This is a genomic window from Citrobacter sedlakii NBRC 105722, assembly GCF_000759835.1.
GTDB lineage: Bacteria > Pseudomonadota > Gammaproteobacteria > Enterobacterales > Enterobacteriaceae > Citrobacter_A > Citrobacter_A sedlakii.
In genome coordinates, this window is sequence record NZ_BBNB01000001.1 from 105,648 (window position 1) to 121,874 (window position 16,227).

Annotated in this window: 18 protein-coding genes; 7 read left to right on the top strand and 11 right to left on the bottom strand. The window is 53.3% G+C overall.

Features of this window, described 5'->3' with window-relative positions:
* Window positions 1-83: 83 nt before the first annotated feature.
* The 6 genes from osmV to CSE01S_RS00565 all read right to left on the bottom strand — a co-directional run bounded on the left by osmV (window position 84) and on the right by CSE01S_RS00565 (window position 4,892).
* Window positions 84-1,232, bottom strand: coding sequence for an osmoprotectant ABC transporter ATP-binding protein OsmV (osmV, locus tag CSE01S_RS00540; RefSeq protein ID WP_042282877.1), 1,149 nt, complete (start codon window positions 1,230-1,232; stop codon window positions 84-86).
* On the bottom strand, window positions 1,232-1,879 hold the full coding sequence (gene osmW, locus CSE01S_RS00545; RefSeq protein ID WP_042282879.1) for an osmoprotectant ABC transporter permease OsmW: 648 nt from the start codon (window positions 1,877-1,879) through the stop codon (window positions 1,232-1,234). Before osmW ends, osmV begins: the two co-directional genes overlap by 1 nt.
* 9 nt (window positions 1,880-1,888) lie before the next feature.
* Window positions 1,889-2,791: an osmoprotectant ABC transporter substrate-binding protein OsmX gene (gene osmX / locus CSE01S_RS00550; RefSeq protein WP_042282881.1), complete on the bottom strand. Its 903-nt coding sequence runs from the start codon at window positions 2,789-2,791 to the stop codon at window positions 1,889-1,891.
* A gap of 28 nt (window positions 2,792-2,819) precedes the next feature.
* Window positions 2,820-3,530, bottom strand: a complete 711-nt coding sequence (gene osmY, locus CSE01S_RS00555; RefSeq protein WP_042282882.1) for an osmoprotectant ABC transporter permease OsmY — start codon at window positions 3,528-3,530, stop codon at window positions 2,820-2,822.
* 303 nt (window positions 3,531-3,833) lie between these two features.
* Window positions 3,834-4,448 carry a Tat proofreading chaperone DmsD gene (gene dmsD, locus CSE01S_RS00560; RefSeq protein ID WP_042282885.1) on the bottom strand — a complete coding sequence of 205 codons (615 nt, stop codon included), beginning with the start codon at window positions 4,446-4,448 and terminating at the stop codon, window positions 3,834-3,836.
* 138 nt (window positions 4,449-4,586) lie between these two features.
* Window positions 4,587-4,892 (bottom strand): DUF1161 domain-containing protein, encoded by a 306-nt coding sequence (locus tag CSE01S_RS00565; RefSeq protein WP_042282886.1) that lies wholly within the window; start codon window positions 4,890-4,892, stop codon window positions 4,587-4,589.
* A gap of 88 nt (window positions 4,893-4,980) precedes the next feature.
* Between CSE01S_RS00565 and CSE01S_RS00570 the strand changes: the two genes are divergently transcribed.
* Window positions 4,981-5,709, top strand: coding sequence for a YnfC family lipoprotein (locus tag CSE01S_RS00570; RefSeq protein WP_042282888.1), 729 nt, complete (start codon window positions 4,981-4,983; stop codon window positions 5,707-5,709).
* Between the two features lie 15 nt (window positions 5,710-5,724).
* On the opposite strand, the gene speG is transcribed toward CSE01S_RS00570, so the two are convergent.
* Window positions 5,725-6,285, bottom strand: coding sequence for a spermidine N1-acetyltransferase (gene speG / locus CSE01S_RS00575; protein ID WP_042282890.1), 561 nt, complete (start codon window positions 6,283-6,285; stop codon window positions 5,725-5,727).
* A 33-nt stretch (window positions 6,286-6,318) separates the two neighbouring features.
* On the bottom strand, window positions 6,319-6,660 hold the full coding sequence (locus CSE01S_RS00580; protein WP_042282892.1) for a DUF1283 family protein: 342 nt from the start codon (window positions 6,658-6,660) through the stop codon (window positions 6,319-6,321).
* 153 nt (window positions 6,661-6,813) lie between these two features.
* Here CSE01S_RS00580 and CSE01S_RS00585 point away from each other — a divergent pair, with 153 nt between their 5' ends.
* The 6 genes from CSE01S_RS00585 to CSE01S_RS00610 all read left to right on the top strand — a co-directional run bounded on the left by CSE01S_RS00585 (window position 6,814) and on the right by CSE01S_RS00610 (window position 14,157).
* On the top strand, window positions 6,814-7,140 hold the full coding sequence (locus CSE01S_RS00585; RefSeq protein WP_042282894.1) for a YnfA family protein: 327 nt from the start codon (window positions 6,814-6,816) through the stop codon (window positions 7,138-7,140).
* Between the two features lie 105 nt (window positions 7,141-7,245).
* Window positions 7,246-8,265, top strand: coding sequence for a Zn-dependent oxidoreductase (locus CSE01S_RS00590; RefSeq protein ID WP_042282896.1), 1,020 nt, complete (start codon window positions 7,246-7,248; stop codon window positions 8,263-8,265).
* Between the two features lie 75 nt (window positions 8,266-8,340).
* Window positions 8,341-9,714: an MFS transporter gene (locus tag CSE01S_RS00595; RefSeq protein ID WP_042282898.1), complete on the top strand. Its 1,374-nt coding sequence runs from the start codon at window positions 8,341-8,343 to the stop codon at window positions 9,712-9,714.
* 179 nt (window positions 9,715-9,893) lie between these two features.
* Window positions 9,894-11,108, top strand: coding sequence for a starvation-sensing protein RspA (gene rspA, locus CSE01S_RS00600; protein ID WP_042282900.1), 1,215 nt, complete (start codon window positions 9,894-9,896; stop codon window positions 11,106-11,108).
* A gap of 57 nt (window positions 11,109-11,165) precedes the next feature.
* Window positions 11,166-12,503, top strand: coding sequence for an MFS transporter (locus tag CSE01S_RS00605; RefSeq protein WP_042282902.1), 1,338 nt, complete (start codon window positions 11,166-11,168; stop codon window positions 12,501-12,503).
* Window positions 12,504-12,690: 187 nt separating this feature from the next.
* Window positions 12,691-14,157 (top strand): mannitol dehydrogenase family protein, encoded by a 1,467-nt coding sequence (locus tag CSE01S_RS00610; protein ID WP_042282905.1) that lies wholly within the window; start codon window positions 12,691-12,693, stop codon window positions 14,155-14,157.
* A 103-nt stretch (window positions 14,158-14,260) separates the two neighbouring features.
* Here CSE01S_RS00610 and ydfZ read toward each other — a convergent pair whose 3' ends face one another.
* The 3 genes from ydfZ to ydfG form a co-directional block, all read right to left on the bottom strand.
* Complete coding sequence (gene ydfZ, locus CSE01S_RS00615) at window positions 14,261-14,464, bottom strand: putative selenium delivery protein YdfZ (protein ID WP_042282907.1); 204 nt, start codon at window positions 14,462-14,464, stop codon at window positions 14,261-14,263.
* A 184-nt stretch (window positions 14,465-14,648) separates the two neighbouring features.
* Window positions 14,649-15,335, bottom strand: a complete 687-nt coding sequence (locus tag CSE01S_RS00620; RefSeq protein ID WP_042282909.1) for a GntR family transcriptional regulator — start codon at window positions 15,333-15,335, stop codon at window positions 14,649-14,651.
* Window positions 15,336-15,422: 87 nt separating this feature from the next.
* Window positions 15,423-16,169 carry a bifunctional NADP-dependent 3-hydroxy acid dehydrogenase/3-hydroxypropionate dehydrogenase YdfG gene (gene ydfG / locus CSE01S_RS00625; RefSeq protein WP_042282911.1) on the bottom strand — a complete coding sequence of 249 codons (747 nt, stop codon included), beginning with the start codon at window positions 16,167-16,169 and terminating at the stop codon, window positions 15,423-15,425.
* Window positions 16,170-16,227 lie beyond the last annotated feature (58 nt).

Genomic DNA, 16,227 nt, shown 5'->3' on the forward strand with positions numbered 1-16,227 from the left:
TTGCGGGGAAAAGTGCACAGAAGCAAAAGCCGTGAGTGCGAAAAGGGGGAGCCTGATCAGCAACCCTCTGTCAGGCTACGCGGTTAATGACTGTCGTGGATGTTCAACGCCCGGCGGGTGCGTCCCGAACTCAGGTAATCGGCAATATAGTCCTGGGAAATTTCACCGTTGTAGCGGCCGTCTTCATCGACAATGGGCATCCAACTGGTGTTACTCTCGTACAGACGCGACAGCACGATACGCAGGTTATCTTCCGCCTTTCCGGTGATGCGGAAGGGATGAATGATATCCGAACAGACCCCGGTGGCGTTCCGCGCTTCCCGGCGCTTAACGAAGCCCACGGGTTTTCCGTCGGCATCCACCACGGTGATCGCGCGAATATCGTTATCGTCCATGATGGCAAAGGCCTCCTGCAGCGGGGTAGTGGGACGTGCCGTCAGCGTCGGCTGCTGATCGGTGACATCCCCCGCTGAAACCAACAGCAGACGTTTAAGCGTTCGGTCCTGGCCGACAAACGAGCCGACAAACTCGTTAGCCGGCTTCGCCAGCAATTCATCCGGGCTGGCGCACTGGACGATTCGTCCCTGCCGGAAAACCGCGATCCGATCGCCGAGCTTCAGGGCTTCATCAATATCATGACTCACCAGCATAACGGTCTTTTTCAACGCGCGCTGCATTTCCAGAAACTGGTTTTGGATCACTTCCCGGTTAATGGGGTCAACGGCGCCAAACGGTTCATCCATCAGCAGTACTGGCGGATCGGCTGCCAGCGCGCGGATCACGCCGATACGCTGCTGCTGCCCCCCGGACATCTCTTTTGGATAGCGGTGGAGGAATTTCTTCGCATCCATTGCCACCATATCCATTAACTCCTCCGCGCGTCGTTGACAGCGGGCCTTGTCCCAGCCCAGCATCCTCGGTACCACGGTGATGTTCTCTTCAATCGTCATGTTCGGGAACAGGCCGATTTGCTGGATCACGTAGCCAATATTGCGGCGCAAGGTGACAGTATCCATTCCGCTGGTGTCTTCGCCGTTGATCAAGATATTACCGCTGCTGGGCGTGATCAGGCGGTTAATCATTTTCAGCGTGGTGGTTTTGCCACAGCCTGACGGCCCCAGCAGAACGCACATTTCGCCTTCCGGAACGTTCAGATTAACGTTATCTACCGCCTTCAGCGGTTGGCCCTTTTTCTGGGAAAATTGTTTGGTGAGGTTTTCCAGTTTTATCATTATCGAATCCCCTTTGGTGTCAGAACGACCTGCAGGCGATGCAGTAGCCAGTCCAGCACAATCGCTAAAATACAAATCAACAACGCACCGGCGATCAACATGCGAATATCGCTGCCGCCGATACCGTTTAATAACAGTAAACCCAGACCGCCCGCGCCAATCACGGCGGCGATCGCCATTACGCCGATGTTCATGACCACAGCGGTGCGAATACCGCCAAATATCACCGGCAGCGCCATCGGAATTTCAACCCAGCGCAGGCGCTGCCAGAAGGTCATGCCGATACCGCGACCGGCCTCGCGCAGCCCCGGCGGCAGACTGTCCAGCGCCGTATGGGTATTGCGCACGATTGGCAGCAATGAATAGAGGAATACCGCGGTAACGGCGGGTAACGCGCCGATTCCCTGACCGATCAGCGAAAAGAGCGGGATCATTAAGCCAAACAGCGCAATAGACGGGATGGTGAGCATCAGGGTCGCGAAGCTGAGTACCGGCGTGGCCAGCCATTTGTGGCGAACAATCAGCACGCCCAGCGGTACGCCAATCACTATTGCCAGGCCGACGGCCAACAGCACCAGCCATAAATGCTGGAAGGTAAGGCTGGCGAGATAGCCCGCGTTATCAATCATGAAATGAATCGTGTCCATATTGGCTCCTTACAGCAGCTTTTTCTGTTGCAGGAATTCACGCGCGACCTGCTGAGGCGACTGATGATCGATATCCACTTTCGCATTGAGCGTACTTATTACGTCGTTGTTCAGTAGAGCGGAAAGGGTATTCAGCGCCTCTTCCAGTCCCGGGTTGGCATCAAGAATCGGTTTGCGCACCACCGGGGTGACCGCGTAGCTGGGGAAAAAGCCTTTGTCGTCTTCCAGAACTTTCAGATCGAACCCTTTTACTCGCCCATCGGTGGTATACACCAGCCCTGCGTCAACAAAACCATCGCGAACGGCGTTATAGACAAGACCAGGATCCATCTGCCGGATCTGTGGGCGGTCCAGATTCATCTGGTAAGCCTGCTGTAAAGGTTTCATACCGTCGCTACGACCGGCAAATTCAAGGTCGAGGCCCAGTAGCCAGTTTTTATCCGGATCGGTCTGGCGAATGTGGTCAATTTTCGCCACCATTTGGGACATCGTGGTGATGTTTTCCGCCTCGGCGCGTTTGCGCTGCATGGCAAAGGCGTAGGTATTATTCATATCGGCGGGTTTCAGCCAGACCAGACCTTTCTCTGCATCCAACCGCTTCACCGTGTCGTAGGACTCCTGCGGCGTCATCCGTTTATCGATACGGTTGAAAATGATCAGCGAAGTGCCGGTATATTCCCAGGTCACATCAATCTGGTTGTTGACCATGGCGTTACGCGAAATCACGGCCGCAATATTGGTGCGAGGCTCAACCTGAAAGCCTTTCTTTTGCAGATACAGCACCGTCATCGCCGACAGAATGTGCTGCTCGGTAAAGCCTTTCGTGGCGAGGACGATCGGGGCGGCTTGCGCCTGCGCGCTGAAAATCAGCACATAGGCAAGCCAGCCCAACAGGTGTCTTTTAATCTTCATTTAGCGCTCCATGTTCTTATCATTGTCTTCATGCCGTGTGCGGACTCAGGGCCCGGCCAAGCCATGCGAGCAGGCTGTCAAGGATCAGGGCGAAAAGCGCCGTGGCGGTCGCGCCCAGAATAAGCGTCGGGAAGTCGTTCAGGTAAATACCGGGGAAGATCAGCTCGCCGTAGCTGCTGGCGCCAATCAGAAAGGCCAGCGGGGCGGTACCGACGTTAATGGCCGTGGCGATCCGGATCCCTGAAAGCATGACCGGCCATGCGTTCGGCAATTCCACCTGCCACAACCGCTGCCATTTGGTCATGCCAATGCCGTTCGCTGCTTCAATCAGCGAGGCGGGGACGGAGCAGAGGCCTGCGTAGGTGTTACGAACGATGGGCAACAGCGAAGCCAGGAACAGCGCGACGATCGCAGGAATATCGCCGATGCCGATAATCACCATGGCGAGCGCCAGCACAGCCAGCGGAGGCAGGGTGTTGCCGACATTAAAGATCTGCATGACGTATTCGGCAATGCCTTTGGCGGCTGGACGACTCAGTAAAATGCCGCTGGGGATCCCCACCAGCAGAGCCAAAAACATTGAACTGAACACTAAAAAGAGGTGCTGTTTACCGAGATACAGCAGATCGACCTGTCGGGCCTGAAGCGTGTCGAGGCCGACTCCCCAGACCACCAGCGCCAGCACAATGATAATGGCGAAAGTGAAGGCGGCGACGCGTTTTAACGCGGAAGTGTGCATTGCGGTGTGTCTCCCTGTTTGCATGCGTTATGGCAGCGGGTTGCCGCTGCGTGTTGTTATGCCATGTATCGGCAGGGTGTTTTGAGCTATAGCAACAGGGGGAGAAGGCCGCCAGTCAGACGGCGTAAAAAGTGAACCAGGCTGCTGATCTGTAAGGGGGATCAGGCCTTATGGCGCAACGGGTGGTTCGCTCTGTAAAGAATTGTCTTAAAAGCGGCAATGAAAAGTGACGTTGTCACAATCGTGTCGGGCCGGAAGCGCCATCCTTCTGCTTTCCGGCCAGCGTAAAGTGAGGATTTATGCTCACCGATACAGTTTTTTCACGGCCACCGGGACGATCAGCGTCGACTGCCAGTCGGCAAGGGTCAGACGCGCCAGCTCGCCGACGGCCTGGTAAAACGGATGTCCGGCATTGTCGATAAAAACATCGAGAAAGCGCGACGACCATGGCAACAGATGCCACGCCAGCAGTTCGGCGCACTGCATATGGCGCCCGTTTTCTGCCAGCCAGGCGGCGAGAAGCAACAAGGCGCCAAAATGATCTTCCGGCTCATTTTGCTGCATCGCAAAGTGAATCCCGTTGTCGCGCATCCACTGGCGCAGGGCCAGCGTGGAATCACCAAACAGCACATTTTCACGATCCAGCCAGACGGAACCCCACGGTGGCGAAGGCAGCGCGTAAGGTCCGACAAACAGACGCTGCCATGCCTGCGCCAGCGTTTCTTCCGCGTCGCGCTGAAGCAACTGACCGAGAGGCGCAAGCTTATGTGTGGGCAGCGGCCACTGGGCCTGCCACTCTTCTGTTTTTAATAATGCGACCAGCGGCGCGGCCTCATTGCTGTCCGGCGCATAGTAAAACAGCGCGCCCAGTACCCGCGCCGTCATGGCGAAATCGTCACGTTGCGTAAATTCAGTCATTAACAGTATCCAACAATGCAGGTGTATTGCACGATGCGTGCATCAGTGGGCGAGAGTGTACCTGTTCAGGCGCGGCGGGTATTAATCCAAATCAAAAGGACGTTACCCACCAGGAAAGGCGGGTAACATCGGGTCGCATTATTGCGGTTCGGCGCTGGCGCCATCCTGCGAAGGCGCAGTATTTGCCGGTGCATTGCCGCTGCTGGTGCGGGTATACAGAATTTTGTGGGTGTCGTTGGCGCAATGTCCGACGACCTGGGAATCCGGCTGGTCAGCCTGATCGTTTGGCACAATGCTGAGCGTAAAATTCGCTTCCGGCACGCCATTATTAATGATGCGCTGTTCAATATCGCTTTTAACGCGTTCGCACGAGTTCGGAACCGCAAAAACCAGCGGGGACGCGCTCAACAATAAACACGTCAGTATTCCTCGGGTGACTTTCATCATCTGCTCCTTTTATGAGATGCGCTAAAATAAGCATAGCACCCTTAGTGTAAATAACTGTATTTGCTAATATGATTGGGAATCATCCATGGTTGACGGGGAATGTGTGAAAAAACAGTGCCTTTTTTTGCTTTGCGGCCTTGTGCTGGCAGGATGCGACAATAACACGCTGCCGCTTTCTTTTACGCCTGAAATGGCCAGCTTCTCAAATGAGTTCGATTTTGACCCGCTGCGGGGCCCGGTGAAAGACTTCAGCCAGACATTACTCAATGAAAAGGGCGAAGTGGCGAAACGGGTAAATGGCTCGCTTTCTGAGGAAGGCTGCTTTGATACGCTGGAGTTGCACGACCTGGAAAATAATACCGCCGTTGCCCTTGTTCTGGATGCTAACTATTACCGCGACGCGGAAACGCTGGAAAAGCGGGTGCGCCTGCAAGGGAAATGCCAGCTAGCGGAGCTGCCCTCTGCGGGTGTGGTCTGGGACACCGATGACAATGGGTTTATTGTCACCGCCGTTGGTAAAGAGATGAAAGTACATTATCGCTATGATTCCGAAGGGTATCCACTGGGTAAAACCACCGTGACGAAAGATCAGACATTATCGGTGGAAGCGAAACCTTCATCAGACCCGCGTAAGAAGCTCGACTATACGGCAGTAAGTCTGCTGAACGATCGCCCGTTAGGCAATGTGAAGCAGACCTGCGACTACGACAGTCACGCCAATCCTACGGATTGCACGCTGGTGATTATCGATCAAAGCGTCAAGCCTGCCGTTGAGCATAACTACACCATTAAAAATACCATCGATTATTACTGACCTTGCCGCGCAGCGTTACTGCGCGGTCGGTTTCAACATGGCGGGTGCGGACGTTTTCAGTTCCGTCAGATACTGATGCTGGAAAATACACATTCGTATGGTGTTGCGGTATTCGCCGTTGATGAAAAACTCATGGATTAGCTCGCCTTCCACCATAAAGCCCAGCTTACGGTAGATATGAATCGCTTTTTCATTTTCTTTATCAACGATTAAATACAGTTTATACAGGTTAAGTACGGTAAATCCGTAGTCCATCGCCAGCCTGGCCGCGCGTGAGGCAAGTCCTTTACCCTGAAATTCCGGGGAAATAATGATCTGAAACTCGGCTCTGCGGTGGACGTGGTTAATCTCCACCAGTTCAACCAGTCCGGCTTTCTGGCCATCGCACTCCACGACAAACCGGCGTTCACTTTGATCGTGAATGTGCTTGTCGTAGAGATCCGACAACTCAACGAATGCCTCGTAAGGTTCTTCGAACCAGTAACGCATTACGCTGGCGTTATTGTCGAGTTGATGGACGAAACGTAAATCTTCACGCTCCAGCGGGCGCAACTTTACACTGAGGGCGCTTGTCATACCGATTCCTTAGCGTCTTTTCGCATCACGACATTAAGGCGCGATAACCCGGCCTGTACGGCGGTCCAGACAGCGCAGGGTATTCGGTTCCCAGTACGCATTGAGATTAGCGCTTTGCTCACAGCTGTCGCGGTTATCAAAAGCGGCATCTGCTTTGTCCCACTCTTTTTCAGCGCGTTTATTCACTTTCTGGCGCAGATTGCGCGTGTCATTCCATTGTTCTTTTTGCATTGCCGCTTGCTGACGGCTCAGCGCGCTGTCGCCGGACTCGATCACCAGCCTGCTGGTCTCAGCCTGAGCAGACGCGGTATACACGACAGCACCAAGCAGCAGCATTGCCGTCAGGCCCAGACGCTTGCTAAGTGTAATGTTCATGGCAAATTCCTTTCATGAGTGGGGTATAAAATCATCACTTACAGGCAAATTCTACACTAATCACGGCGCAGGGCATACCCGCCTGAAGGTCATGGATAAGCGACGACGATTATCGCGTATCATGATTTAACCTCAGCTCAATAAACGACAACCATGATCAAAACGACACTTCTTTTTATTGCCACGGCGTTGTGTGAAATCGTCGGCTGCTTTTTACCCTGGCTCTGGCTAAAACGCGGGGCAACGATCTGGCTGTTGGTTCCCGCTGGCATTGCTCTGGCCCTGTTTGTCTGGCTGTTGACGCTCCATCCGGCTGCCAGCGGACGCGTATATGCCGCCTACGGCGGCGTCTACGTATGTACTGCGCTCGTATGGTTACGCATAGTGGACGACGTGAAACTTAGTCTTTATGACTGGACAGGGGCCGTCGTTGCGCTGTGTGGCATGCTGATCATTGTTGCGGGATGGGGACGGACATAGATCGCTTTTTTGTGATCGCCCGTCGGTTTTTTGATCACCATGCTTGTATGGTAGTTCGGGAATGAATAAATTTCTTGCATCACTAATTTGATGTAAGGAAAGCGCATGGAAAGTGTCGTTATTCAGCAACCCAATAATCTGGTGATTGAACAACGGGAATTACCCGAACCGCGAAAAGGAGACGTTCGCGTTCGGGTTAAACTCGCCGGAATATGCGGATCGGACAGTCATATTTATCGCGGTCATAATCCGTTTGCGAAATATCCACGCGTTATCGGTCACGAAGTTTTTGGTGTGATAGATAAAGTGGGCGAGGGCGTAGATACGCGCCGTATTGGTGAACGTGTGGCGCTGGATCCGGTTATTAGCTGCGGGGAATGCTATCCCTGCTCAATTGGCAAACCCAATGTTTGCACGTCATTAGTGGTATTAGGCGTGCACCGGGACGGCGGTTTTAGTGAATATGTGACTGCGCCAGCCAGGAATGCCTACGTTATTCCGGAGACGATCCCCGATCGTCACGCCGTGATGGTTGAACCTTTTACGATTGCCGCAAATGTTACCGGACAGGTTGAGCCGACAGAAAATGATATTGCGCTCATTTACGGCGCCGGTCCGATGGGGTTAACCACTTTACAGGCGTTAAAAGGTGTTTATAACGTTGGCACCGTGATTGTGGCCGATCGTATTGAAGAACGTCTGGCGATGGCAAAAACATGCGGCGCTGATGTGATCCTGAATAATAGCGAGCTTACACTGCAATCCTGGCTCGAAGAAAAAGGAATCAAGCCGACCCTGATTGTTGACGCGGCCTGTCATCCAGCCATTCTCCCGGAAGCCATTGGCCTTGCGTCACCTGCGGCGCGTATCGTGTTAATGGGTTTTTCCAGCGACCCGTGCGTGATTACGCAGCAGGGCATTACCGGTAAAGAGCTTTCTATTTTTTCATCGCGACTGAATGCGCACAAATTTCCCACCGTCATCGAATGGATTGAAAAGGGATTTATCGATCCCGAAAAGTTAATTACTCATCAGTTTGACTATCACCATATTACCGACGCCCTTGAAATATTCGAAAAAGATCAGCGTCAGTGCTGCAAAGTATTACTGACCTTTTCTGCATAACAGACGAACAATGCGGTAAATGCCCGATTCGTCGGGTATTTTGTGGTACGCATCTCCTTTTCAGAGATAGCTAATATGAATACATTAAAACATGAAAGAAGTACGCAGGATCTGGTGCGCGCCGCCGTTTCAGGTTGGTTAGGCACTGCCCTGGAATTTATGGATTTCCAGTTATATTCTCTTGGCGCCGCGCTGGTGTTTCATGAGATATTTTTCCCGGAACAATCCGCGGCTATGGCGCTTATTCTGGCGATGGGCACCTACGGCGCAGGGTATATCGCTCGTATCGTCGGCGCTTTTATATTCGGCAAAATGGGCGACAGAATAGGGCGCAAAAAAGTGCTCTTTATCACCATCACCATGATGGGCATCTGCACCACCTTAATTGGCGTTTTGCCGACTTACGCGCAAATCGGAATTTTTGCGCCAGTGCTGTTAGTCACTTTACGTATTATTCAGGGACTAGGCGCGGGGGCGGAAATTTCTGGCGCCGGAACCATGTTGGCGGAATACGCGCCGAAAGGGAAACGCGGAATCATTTCATCTCTGGTGGCGATGGGCACCAACTGCGGTACGTTAAGCGCCACGGCGATCTGGGCGGTGATGTTTTTCGCTCTTGACCGTGAAGCGTTGCTGGCCTGGGGATGGCGTATTCCGTTCCTCGCAAGCGTAGTGGTCATGATCTTCGCCATATGGCTGCGTCTGAACCTGAAAGAAAGTCCGGTGTTTGAGCAGGTCAACGAAGGTGAAACCACCGCAGCCCCGACGGCAGCAGATGTTTCTCTGGGCGCGATGTTTTCCAGTAAATCGTTCTGGCTGGCAACGGGGTTACGTTTTGGGCAAGCCGGTAACTCGGGATTGATCCAGACGTTTCTTGCCGGTTATCTCGTCCAGACGCTGTTATTCAACAAATCGATACCCACGGATGCGCTGATGATAAGCTCGATTATCGGTTTTATCACTATTCCGCTTCTGGGCTGGCTGTCAGACAAATACGGTCGCCGTTTACCCTACATTTTGTTAAACATCTCGGCCATCATTCTTGCTTACCCGATGCTGTCGATTGTCGTGGATAAAACGTACAGCCCCGGGATCATCATGACGGCGCTGATTGTCATTCATAACTTTGCGGTGCTTGGCCTGTTTGCACTTGAAAATATCACCATGGCGGAGATCTTCGGCTCCCGTAACCGCTTCACCCGCATGGCGATATCGAAGGAGGCCGGGGGGCTGGTCGCGGTGGGGTTCGGTCCGGTACTGGCGGGCATTTTCTGCAACATGACCGGCAACTGGCTGCCGATCCTGGTGATGATCGTTATTTATTCCCTGATAGGCCTCATTTCCGCACTACTGATGCCGGAAGTCTGCGATCGCGATCTGCGTATTCCTGAGGATGCGGCAGAGGTTACAGGCAGTAAACAGAGGCTGCCCAGCGCCAGCCGCATTTAACCCCTGCGTTCAAAGCGGTTACGTATTCACGGACCGCTTTTTTTGCGCATCGGCACAAACCCCACGTCAGTGGACGCTGATTTTTGTGATCTCAGTGGAGAAACAGGTTTGTTATACTTGTATGGTAGTATGCGTAAGGCATAAATTCTTAATATCACCACATAGAGGTAGGAAGAAAAATGAAGATTGTAGGGGCTGAGGTTTTTGTCACCTGTCCGGGACGTAACTTTGTCACGCTGAAAATAACCACCGAAGACGGTATCACCGGACTGGGCGATGCCACGCTGAATGGACGCGAGCTTTCTGTCGCGTCGTACCTGAAAGATCATCTCTGCCCACAGTTAATCGGTCGCGATGCGCACCGTATCGAAGATATTTGGCAGTTTTTTTACAAGGGGGCTTACTGGCGTCGCGGCCCGGTAACGATGTCTGCCATCTCTGCTGTCGACATGGCGCTCTGGGACATCAAAGCCAAAGCGGCAAACATGCCGCTGTATCAATTGCTCGGCGGCGCGTCCCGCGAAGGGGTGATGGTATATTGCCACACCACCGGACATACCGTTGACGATGTGCTGGAAGATTACGCTCGCCATAAAGAGATGGGCTTTAAAGCGATTCGCGTGCAGTGCGGCGTACCGGGGATGAAAACCACTTACGGTATGTCCAAAGGGAAAGGGCTGGCCTACGAACCCGCAACCAAGGGACAGTGGCCGGAAGAACAGCTCTGGTCTACCGAGAAATACCTCGACTTCACACCGAAGCTGTTTGCAGCCGTTCGCGACAAGTTCGGATTCAATGAACACTTACTGCATGACATGCATCATCGCTTAACGCCGATTGAAGCGGCGCGTTTTGGAAAGAGCATCGAAGATTATCGTCTGTTCTGGATGGAAGACCCGACGCCTGCGGAAAACCAGGAATGCTTCCGCCTGATTCGACAACATACCGTTACGCCGATTGCTGTCGGTGAAGTCTTTAACAGTATCTGGGACTGCAAGCAACTGATAGAAGAACAGCTGATCGACTATATCCGCACCACCATCACCCATGCAGGCGGCATTACCGGAATGCGCCGCATCGCCGATTTCGCGTCGCTTTATCAGGTTCGCACGGGCTCCCACGGGCCGTCCGATCTCTCTCCGGTGTGCATGGCTGCGGCGCTGCACTTTGATCTCTGGGTGCCCAACTTCGGCGTTCAGGAGTACATGGGATATTCAGAGCAAATGCTGGACGTTTTCCCGCATAACTGGCGTTTTGACAACGGTTATATGCACCCGGGCGACAAACCGGGACTGGGCATTGAGTTCGACGAAAAGCTGGCGGCGAAATATCCCTATGACCCCGCTTATCTGCCGGTCGCCCGACTGGAAGATGGCACATTGTGGAACTGGTAAAGTAAACCTAAACGACAAGGAAGTTGCTCACCTCTGATCCAACGAAGGTAAACATGTATGGTTAGTTCGGTTGATATTAAAAATAATGTTGATAGCAAACCTGTGGTCCGTCGTGTTGCTTCCGCTTCAGCAATTGGTACCGCTGCGGAATATTATGATTTTTTTGCTTATGGCACCGCTGCTGTCCTGTTTTTTGGGCATCTTTTCTTCCCCAGCGACGATCCGTTAATCAGTACGCTGGCCGCATTCGCCACCTATGCCGTCGGTTTTTTAGCAAGGCCGCTGGGCGGTATCGTTTTTGGTCACATTGGCGATAAAGTAGGGCGTAAAAAAGCGCTCGTCATTACGATTTTGATTGTGGGACTGGGGACGTTTTGTATTGGATTATTGCCAACCTATGAAAAAATTGGCGTATGGGCTCCTGTATTGCTGATTTTCATCCGCGTTCTACAGGGATTCGGCGTGGGAGGCGAGCAGGCCGGTGCGGTATTGATGACCGCGGAATACGCGGAGCCCAAACGCCGCGGCTTCTTCGCCAGTTGGGTCCAGATTGGCGCGCCGGTTGGATTTCTGTTACCGATGGCGCTTTTTGCCTTACTGAACGCGACATTATCCCCAGAAGCTATGATGGATTACGGCTGGCGTATCCCATTCTTGTTGAGTCTCCTGTTGGTTATCGTCGGCCTGTTCATCCGTTTGAAGATTGATGAGTCCCCCGTCTTTGCGCAGATTCGTGAAACTAAGGCGGAGGAATCACGTCCGTTGGTTGAGGTTATCCGGGATTTTCCTGGTATTGTGGTCAAAGGGGTGTGCGCAAAGTTAATTGAAGCCTGTACCTTTGCGATGTTTACGGTGATCGTTCTGGCCTACGGTAAAGCCAATAATCTGGATGCCAACATCCTGATGGAAACAATGATTGTGGCAGTGGTGTTGGAAGTGTTAGCGATTCCGCTGATGGGGGCGCTGTGTGACAAAATTGGCCGCAAACCGGTTTATATCATCGGCGCACTGATTCAGGTCGTAATGATTATTCCGTTCTTCCTGGCGATTAATCAGGATAACTTTTGGTTAACGCAGTTAGTGATGATTGTTGTCATTAGCTTTGGTCACAGCATGTGTTATGCCCCTCAGGCGTCATTTTTCCCCGAATTATTCCCGACGCATATTCGCTGTAGCGGTATCGCACTCATCTGGCAGTTAGGGTCACTGATCGGCAGCGGCGTACTGGGGCTGGTGGCGGTTAAGATCCTGCAGATGACAGGTGGACATTATTACGGACTGGCCAGTTACGTCATTGTACTCGGCATTGTATCGGTGATAGGTCTGCTCATGATGCCGGAAACGGCTCCCCAACGTCTGAAACATGAATATCAGGACTGGCATAAACACGGTTAAGCCGCATGGAACGTGAAAGGCCGCGTAACGGCGGCCTTAAGACGGTTTGTCAGCGCATCTCGCATGCTGTCACATAACTTAAAAATGATGTTATACCAATTAGCGAAAGCTTAATTCAAATCAAAACATACAACCATACAGGCGTTACTCTGAAACGGTCCTGATTTCATTCCAAATAGGTCATACAATGCAAAACAAGCTCTTAACGGCAAAAGCGACGTTACCTGGCTACGATCGCAACACGTTGATTCCGCGTATCGTTCATCTCGGCTTTGGCGCGTTCCATCGTGCGCACCAGGGCGTTTATACCGACATCCTGGCGGCTGAACACAACAGCGACTGGGGATACTGTGAAGTGAACCTGATCGGCGGCGAGCAGCAAATTGCCGATTTGAAACAGCAGGATAACCTGTACACCGTGGCGGAAATGTCTGCCGATGCCTGGACGGCAAGAGTGGTTGGCGTGGTGAAGAACGCGCTGCATGCCCAGGTGGATGGACTGGAAGCGGTGTTCGCGGCAATGTGCGAACCGCAGGTGGCGATTGTTTCACTGACCATCACCGAAAAAGGGTATTGCCATTCTCCCGCCACCGGGCAGTTAATGCTGGATCACCCAATGATCGCAGCCGATCTCCGGAATCCTCATCAGCCTAAAACTGCACCGGGCGTGGTGGTTGAAGCGCTGTCGCGACGCAAAGCGGCAGGGCTGCCCGCCTTCACCGTTATGTCCTGCGACAATATGCCGGAGAACGGACACGTCATGCGAAACGTGGTCACGGCCTATGCCCGTGCGGTTGATGCGGCGCTGGCAGAATGGATCGCGCAACACGTGACGTTCCCGTCGACAATGGTTGACCGCATTGTTCCGGCAGTGACCACCGAAACGCTGGATAAAATCGAACAACTGACCGGCGTGCGCGATCCGGCGGGTGTCGCGTGTGAGCCGTTCCGTCAGTGGGTGATTGAAGACAATTTCGTCGCCGGGCGTCCACAATGGGAAAAAGCAGGCGCTGAACTGGTTGCTGACGTTATCCCGTTTGAAGAAATGAAGCTGCGTATGTTGAACGGTAGCCACTCTTTCCTCGCTTACCTGGGGTATCTGGCGGGCTATCAGCACATTAACGACTGCATGGAGGATGAACATTACCGCATTGCGGCCCGCGGGCTGATGCTCAATGAGCAGGCGCCAACGCTAAAAGTGCAGGGGGTTGATCTGACGCGCTACGCCGATCTGCTCATTGAGCGTTACAGCAACCCGGCGCTGCGCCACCGTACCTGGCAGATCGCGATGGATGGTAGTCAGAAGCTGCCGCAGCGTATGCTGGACTCGGTGCGTTGGCACCTGGCCCATAATAGCCGTTTCGACCTGCTGGCGCTGGGCGTGGCGGGCTGGATGCGCTATGTCGGCGGTGTGGACGAACAGGGGAAGGCGATTGAAGTCAACGATCCGTTACTGCCGGTGATTCAACAGGCGGTGCAAAGCAGTGCGGAAGGGGAAAGCCGCGTTGAGGCCCTGTTAGGGATTGAGGCGATCTTCGGAAACGAACTGCCACACGTGGCGTTGTTCACCAACGCGGTGAAAGAAGCCTACCAGGCTCTGCTGGCGGAAGGGGCGAAAAAAACCGTGGCTCGCTATGCTGCAAATCTGAAGTAACAGCAACGCGGTTGCCGGATGGCGCTTTGTTTATCCGACCTGGGATTTTCAGCCAAACTCAGACCAGGCCGGAAAAGTGAAACGCCATCTGGCATTCACACCATCAGTTCATGCCAAGACGAATCAGTTCGACGGGCGCAAACTTACCTTCACAACCTTCCACTTCCACGGTTTTTTCGCGACGGATTTGCGCGGCGTCCAGACCCTCTGTCGCGATAGCTTTAATGCGACCGGTGACGCCGGTACCGCTGATCATGACGCGGCTGCCGGTGGTGATTGCGTTACGGTTACGATCGTATGTCATCATGGTGTTTTCTCCTTTCTAACTTACCGTCAAAGCCCGTGGGCTCTGGTCCCACGTAACGGGCGCTATATAAATACGCTCATCAGTCCGGAGTTTTTTTGTTTTTGATCAAGCTCACATCTTTTTTGATGCAGACGTGCAGAGGTGTAAATGTGAAACCTCACCCCTGGAGGGTGAGGGAGAGGAATTATTCTTCAGTAAACCAGTCGCTGTTTTCCTGACGAATCAACTGCACCGACTCGCCAATTTCCTGCAAATGCTGCGTCATCGCGTTTTCAACCGCATCGGCGTCATGCTTCTCCAGCGCCGCAAAAATATCCAGATGTTGACGAAGCAACATCTCCGGCGGCGAAACGTGATCGAGGCTCATGTAGCGCACGCGGTCAATAGTCGCCTTGATGTTTTCGATGGTGTCCCAGGCCAGCTGGCAGTCGGCAATCAGCGCCAGTTTCTGATGAAAGTCATCGTCCAGTTCAAAGAAATCATTGAGCTGCTTACGCTCAATGGCGATGCGCTGCTGGTTGAGATTCTGCTCAAGCTGATAGCACTGGCTGTCGGTCATCATCGCTGCCGCGCGACGCGCGACCGCACACTCAATGGCCTGACGGACAAAGCAGCCGTTTCGTACCTGTGATAAAGAGATTTTATTGACGTAGCTGCCGCGCTGGGGACGGATCTGGATCAATCCGTTTTCCGCGAGTTTAATGAAGGCTTCGCGTACCGGCTGGCGTGACACATCAAAGCGAACCGAGACCTCTTTTTCTGATAACGGCGTGCCTGGCGCGATCAGGCAGTGCACGATATCACGACGAAGAATGCGATAAATCTGCTGATTTACGGGCTGTGTAGGGTTGAGTTGCGTTTCGACGGTCATTCGCTCTTACTTTTTAGAAAGTTAACCCACAAATACTACCACTTTTTTGTGATGCGCTATACCCGGCCCGCAGGCCGGGAGAAGAAATTAGCCGCGATGTACGCTCAGTCCGGCGAAGGACTGGGTGACGGGCATCATTTCTACCGTATTGATGTTGACGTGAGCAGGTAACGTCGCCACCCACCAGACCGCTTCCGTTACATCTTCCGGTGTCAGGGCGGTGGTATTTTCATACGTTTTCCCCGCTTTCTGATCGTCGCCCTTAAAGCGCACGTTAGAAAACTCTGTGCCGCCGACCAGACCCGGTTCGATGTCGGTCACGCGGACGGCGGTGCCGTGCAGATCGGTGCGCAGATTCAGGCTGAACTGACGAACGAAGGCTTTAGTCGCCCCGTAAACGTTGCCTCCGGCATACGGCCAGCTCCCGGCGGTGGAGCCGATATTAATGATATGGCCGCGATTGCGTTCAACCATGCCAGGCAGGACCGCGCGGGTCATGTAAACCAGGCCTTTATTGTTGGTGTCGATCATGGTTTCCCAGTCTTCAACGCTGGCGTTGTGCGCCGGTTCCATCCCCAGCGCCAGCCCGGCATTGTTGACCAGCAGATCGATCTCGCGCCATTGCGCAGGCAGCGACGCCAGCATTTCCTCGATGGCCGCGCGGTTGCGCACGTCCAGTTGCGCAGTCAGGACGTTTTCGCCCAGCGACTCTTTTAGCTCCAGCAGGCGTTCCTGGCGACGGCCAGTGGCAATCACTTTATGCCCATTCTCAACAAAACGACGTGTAATACATTCACCAAAACCTGCGGTTGCTCCGGTTACTAAAACGATCATCTCACTGTTCCTCAACGCTTTTTACGTCGTACTACCATAGCACGCGATCAACGCTGGC

Excerpts from the sequence above, each read along its gene's own strand:
- osmV (WP_042282877.1), bottom strand. The coding sequence starts at position 1,232 with ATGATAAAACTGGAAAACCTCACCAAACAATTTTCCCAGAAAAAGGGC.
- osmW (WP_042282879.1), bottom strand. The coding sequence starts at position 1,879 with ATGGACACGATTCATTTCATGATTGATAACGCGGGCTATCTCGCCAGC.
- osmX (WP_042282881.1), bottom strand. The coding sequence starts at position 2,791 with ATGAAGATTAAAAGACACCTGTTGGGCTGGCTTGCCTATGTGCTGATT.
- osmY (WP_042282882.1), bottom strand. The coding sequence starts at position 3,530 with ATGCACACTTCCGCGTTAAAACGCGTCGCCGCCTTCACTTTCGCCATT.
- dmsD (WP_042282885.1), bottom strand. The coding sequence starts at position 4,448 with ATGACTGAATTTACGCAACGTGACGATTTCGCCATGACGGCGCGGGTA.
- CSE01S_RS00565 (WP_042282886.1), bottom strand. The coding sequence starts at position 4,892 with ATGAAAGTCACCCGAGGAATACTGACGTGTTTATTGTTGAGCGCGTCC.
- CSE01S_RS00570 (WP_042282888.1), top strand. The coding sequence starts at position 4,981 with ATGGTTGACGGGGAATGTGTGAAAAAACAGTGCCTTTTTTTGCTTTGC.
- speG (WP_042282890.1), bottom strand. The coding sequence starts at position 6,285 with ATGACAAGCGCCCTCAGTGTAAAGTTGCGCCCGCTGGAGCGTGAAGAT.
- CSE01S_RS00580 (WP_042282892.1), bottom strand. The coding sequence starts at position 6,660 with ATGAACATTACACTTAGCAAGCGTCTGGGCCTGACGGCAATGCTGCTG.
- CSE01S_RS00585 (WP_042282894.1), top strand. The coding sequence starts at position 6,814 with ATGATCAAAACGACACTTCTTTTTATTGCCACGGCGTTGTGTGAAATC.
- CSE01S_RS00590 (WP_042282896.1), top strand. The coding sequence starts at position 7,246 with ATGGAAAGTGTCGTTATTCAGCAACCCAATAATCTGGTGATTGAACAA.
- CSE01S_RS00595 (WP_042282898.1), top strand. The coding sequence starts at position 8,341 with ATGAATACATTAAAACATGAAAGAAGTACGCAGGATCTGGTGCGCGCC.
- rspA (WP_042282900.1), top strand. The coding sequence starts at position 9,894 with ATGAAGATTGTAGGGGCTGAGGTTTTTGTCACCTGTCCGGGACGTAAC.
- CSE01S_RS00605 (WP_042282902.1), top strand. The coding sequence starts at position 11,166 with ATGGTTAGTTCGGTTGATATTAAAAATAATGTTGATAGCAAACCTGTG.
- CSE01S_RS00610 (WP_042282905.1), top strand. The coding sequence starts at position 12,691 with ATGCAAAACAAGCTCTTAACGGCAAAAGCGACGTTACCTGGCTACGAT.
- ydfZ (WP_042282907.1), bottom strand. The coding sequence starts at position 14,464 with ATGATGACATACGATCGTAACCGTAACGCAATCACCACCGGCAGCCGC.
- CSE01S_RS00620 (WP_042282909.1), bottom strand. The coding sequence starts at position 15,335 with ATGACCGTCGAAACGCAACTCAACCCTACACAGCCCGTAAATCAGCAG.
- ydfG (WP_042282911.1), bottom strand. The coding sequence starts at position 16,169 with ATGATCGTTTTAGTAACCGGAGCAACCGCAGGTTTTGGTGAATGTATT.